General features: G+C 70.7%; 3 protein-coding genes and 1 pseudogene. 1 reads left to right on the top strand and 3 read right to left on the bottom strand.

Translation table 11 applies throughout. The features are described from left to right. Window positions 1–244: 244 nt before the first annotated feature. Window positions 245–1,264: an ABC transporter substrate-binding protein gene (locus I0Q12_RS29545; protein WP_197257321.1), complete on the top strand. Its 1,020-nt coding sequence runs from the start codon at window positions 245–247 to the stop codon at window positions 1,262–1,264. Here the strand turns inward: I0Q12_RS29545 and eutC are convergent. The 3 genes and pseudogenes from eutC to I0Q12_RS34305 form a co-directional block, all read right to left on the bottom strand. Beyond that, on the bottom strand, window positions 1,247–2,008 hold the full coding sequence (eutC, locus tag I0Q12_RS29540) for an ethanolamine ammonia-lyase subunit EutC (RefSeq protein ID WP_197257319.1): 762 nt from the start codon (window positions 2,006–2,008) through the stop codon (window positions 1,247–1,249). The genes I0Q12_RS29545 and eutC overlap by 18 nt on opposite strands. After that, a pseudogene (locus I0Q12_RS29535) lies at window positions 2,005–3,421 on the bottom strand (ethanolamine ammonia-lyase subunit EutB). The gene eutC and the pseudogene I0Q12_RS29535 overlap by 4 nt, the downstream one beginning before the upstream one ends. Next, on the bottom strand, window positions 3,418–4,055 hold a 638-nt coding region (locus I0Q12_RS34305), incomplete at its 5' end, for an amino acid permease (protein ID WP_231611691.1). The pseudogene I0Q12_RS29535 and the gene I0Q12_RS34305, both read right to left, overlap by 4 nt.

Below are 4,055 nucleotides of genomic sequence, written 5' to 3'. Positions count from 1 at the left end.
GGTGAGCGGCGATCACCTCCGCGGTGACAGCCTTCTTCAACGACACCGTCTGCAGCAGCGCCAGCTCGTCGACATTTCCTGCGAACGCCATATCCCACTCCTCATCGCCCGGCCCGCGGGCGGGTCCGTCCCGCCCGGTCGGACGGTGCCTCGATTCTCGCCCACGGGGTGCGGGTGCACAGAACCCGACCTCGGCGTTCACGGCCCGCCCCGGGACGATGGAGTTAGGATAGGCTCCGCATCCATGCGTATTCGCTCCACCCGCGGCCGGTTCGTCGCCGCCTCCCTCCTGCTCACCTTCGCTCTCACCGCGTGCGGCGGCACCGACCCCGGCAGCAGCGGCTCGGCCGCCGGCAACACCGACGTGGCCACCGGCGGCCAACTGTTCTCCACAGCCGACGAGGAGACCGCGAAGCTCGGCAGCGACGCCGCCCCGGGCCGGTTCCCCCGCACCGTCACCCACGCCCTCGGCGAAGTCGAGATCCCCGCGAAGCCGGAGCGCGTCGTCGTCCTCGACAGCGGCGAACTCGACGCCGTGCTGTCGCTGGGCGTCACGCCCGTCGGCCTTGCCAGCCCCGAAGGCGCCGCCGGGCAGCCCTCCTACCTCGCCGACAAGCTCGACGGCGTCGCCGACGTCGGCACCATCAACAACCTCGACCTCGAGGCCATCACCGCGCTGAAGCCGGACCTGATCCTCGGCAGCAAGTTGCGCGTGGACAAGCTGTACCCGCAGCTGTCGACGATCGCCCCGACCGTGCTGGCGATCCGCCCCGGCTTCCCGTGGAAGGAGGACTTCCTGCTCGTCGCGGACGCGCTCGGCGAGGAGGACACCGCGGAAGCGCAGCTCAACGCGTACCAGACCCGTGCCGACGAGGTGCGCGCCGCGATCTCCGGTGATCCGAGCATCTCGCTGGTGCGTTTCATGTCCGGCAAGATCCGGCTCTACGCGAACAAGTCGTTCATCGGCGTGATCCTGCAGGACGTGGGCCTGCGCCGCCCCGAGATCCAGAACATCGACGAACTCGCCGCGGAGATCAGCCCGGAGACGATCACCGAAGCCGACGGCGACTGGGTCTTCTACTCCAACTACGGCGCGCAGGACGCACAGGCCGAGGTCGTCGGCGGCCCGCTGTGGGCGAACCTGGAAGCCGTGAAGAACGGCAAGGCCGTGGCCGTCAGCGACGAGACGTGGTTCCTGGGCCTCGGACCCACCGGTGCCATGCGGGTTCTCGACGACCTCGAGCGGCTACTCACCGGCAACTGATCCGGCGACGGTCTCCCCCGGTCCGACGGCACGCGAGGTGTCCTTGAGCTCGACACCGGACCGGCCCAGTCGTCGCGCGCCGTCGACCAGACCGGCGACGACCCGGGCGGCACTGTCGTAGCCGAGCCCGCCGGGCGGATGGATGTTGGACACGCAGTTGCGTTCGGCGTCCGTCCGGCCGGGCTTCGGATCGTGGGTGAGATACACCCCGAGACTGTCGGCCACGGACAGCCCCGGCCGCTCCCCGATCACCACCAGCACGGTGCGGACACCGAGGGCCGCACCGATGTGGTCGCCGAGCGCGACCCGCGCCGACGTCGCGATCACCGGGGGCGCCACCGTCAGGTGCCGCGGCAGGGCGGCGACGATCGCGGCGACGAGCGCCGCACCGTGCTCGGCCAGCGCACGCGGCGACAGTCCGTCGGCGAGCACGATGCCGATGTCCGCGCCGGTCGCGGGAACGTCGCCGAGGTCGTCGGGGATCCGGCCCAGATCGGGCCGCCGCAGGTATTCGCCACGGTCACGGACCCGGCTGCGCACCACCACCGGAGTGCCGATCCCCACCCGGTCGATCTGCGCGGCAAGGGTTTCCACGTCGAGCGGCTGGTGCACGGCATCGCGGGCAGCGGCGTGCGCGGCCCGGAACTCGAGCATCCGCGCGGTCGGGACACCGTCGCCCGCCCGCCCGAGTCCGATGCGCGCCTGCGTGACCGCGCGCAGCGGTCCCCAGAAGTCCGCCGTCATGCGGCACCACCGGTGAGTGCACGCAGCGGGGAGGCGGCCGGGTCGACCGGCAGGATCCTCCCGTCGTCGTCGGCCATGCCCAGTCCGCGCAGCCAGTGCTCGAATTCCGGGGCAGGCCGCAACCCGAGGGCCCGCCGCACGTACAGGGCGTCGTGGAAGGACAGGGACTGGTAGCCGAGCATCACGTCGTCGGCGCCGGGCACCGTGATCACGAACGAGACGCCGGCGACGCCGAGCAGCGTGAGCAGCGTGTCCATGTCGTCCTGGTCGGCCTCGGCGTGGTTCGTGTAGCAGACGTCGACGCCCATCGGCAGGCCCAGCAGCTTGCCGCAGAAGTGGTCCTCGAGGCCGGCCCGCACGATCTGTTTCCCGTTGTAGAGATATTCCGGCCCGATGAACCCGACGACCGTGTTGACCAGCAGCGGATCGAACTCTCGCGCGACCGCGTAGGCGCGGGCCTCGAGGGTCTGCTGATCGACCGGGCGGCCGCCGGTACCGAGGTGCGCACCGGCGGACAACGCCGAGCCCTGACCGGTCTCGAAGTACATGGCGTTGTCGCCGACGGTGCCGCGCCCGAGCGAACGTGCCGCGTCGTGCGCCTCCCGCAGCATCGACAGGTTCACCCCCGAAACCGGTGTTCGCTCCCTCGGTGCCGGCGATCGACTGGAACACCAGATCGACCGGGGCGCCGGCCTCGATCAACCCGACGGTGGTGGTGACGTGCGAGAGCACACACGACTGCATGGGAATCGCGAAACGCTGCCGCATCTCGTCGAGCAGATGCAGCAGATCCGCGGTGGCCTGCGGGGAATCGGACGCCGGATTGACACCGACGACGGCGTCGCCGCAACCCATGAGCAGCCCGTCCAGGGTCGCGGCGGCGATGCCGCGCGGGTCGTCGGTCGGATGGTTGGGCTGCAGGCGGGTCGCGAGGCGGCCCGGCAGGCCGACGGTCGTGCGGAACCCGGTCGTGACGGTGACCGCGCGGGCCACCGCGACGAGATCCTGATTGCTCATGAGTTTGCTGACGGCAGAGACCATTTCGGGTGTCAAGCCCGGCGCCAGGGCGGCGAACGTGTCGGCCGCGTCGGGGGCCGTGGCGTCGGTGAGCAACCGGTCGCGCAGGCCTCCGACGGTCAGGTGCGCGATCGGCCGGAACGCGTCACGGTCGTGCCGGTCGAGGATCAGCCGGGTGACCTCGTCCGACTCGTACGGCACCACCGTCTCGGTGAGGAACCGGTCGAGCGGGACCTCGGCGAGCGCCCACTGCGCCGCGCCGCGTTCGGCGTCGGATTCGGCTGCGCACCCAGCCAATTCGTCGCCGGACCGCAGCGGGGTGGCCTTGGCGAGCAGGTCGACGAGGCCGTCGAAACGGTAGGTCGTGCCGGCGAGCTGCCGGGTGTAGATCGTCACTTCAGTTCGGCCTCCGCGGCAGCGAGGGCGGCGAATTCCTCGTCCGGGGAGTTCGCGACGAGCCGGTGCCGGCTGTAGAGCCCGAAGTACGCCATGAACGCGGCGAAGGCGCCGAGGGTCCACAGTGCGGCGATCGGGTCGACCAGGAAGGTCGCGACGACCGCGATCGCGGCGACGACCAGGGCGAAGGATGTCGTGACCACGCCGCCGGGCGTGCGGTACGGACGCGGCATGCCGGGTTCGCGGACGCGCAGCACGATGTGGCTCACCATCATCAGCACATAGCTCAGAGCGGCCCCGAACACTGCCATGTTCAACAGCATCGCACCTTCGCCGGTCAACGACAGCGCGAAGCCGATGACGCCGGGGACGATCAGCGCGAGCATCGGCGCCTTGCGCCTGTTGGTCACCGACAGGCTCGTCGGGAGGTAGCCCGCCCGCGAGAGCGCGAACGTCTGACGCGAATACGCGTACATGATCGAGAAGAAGCTCGCGATCAGCCCGGCGAGACCGATGTAGTTGACGACCTTGGCCGCGCCGGTGTCGCCGAGCGCCTCGACGAGCGGATTCCCGGACGTGGACAGCTCCTCGGAGCCGAGGGCGCCGGTCGCGAGGAACAGCACCGTCGCACCGG

The sequence above is a fragment of the Rhodococcus sp. CX genome (assembly GCF_015865005.1).
GTDB lineage: Bacteria > Actinomycetota > Actinomycetes > Mycobacteriales > Mycobacteriaceae > Rhodococcus.
Note: the sequence above shows the minus strand (reverse complement) of the source record. Positions and strands in the feature narration are given on the sequence as shown.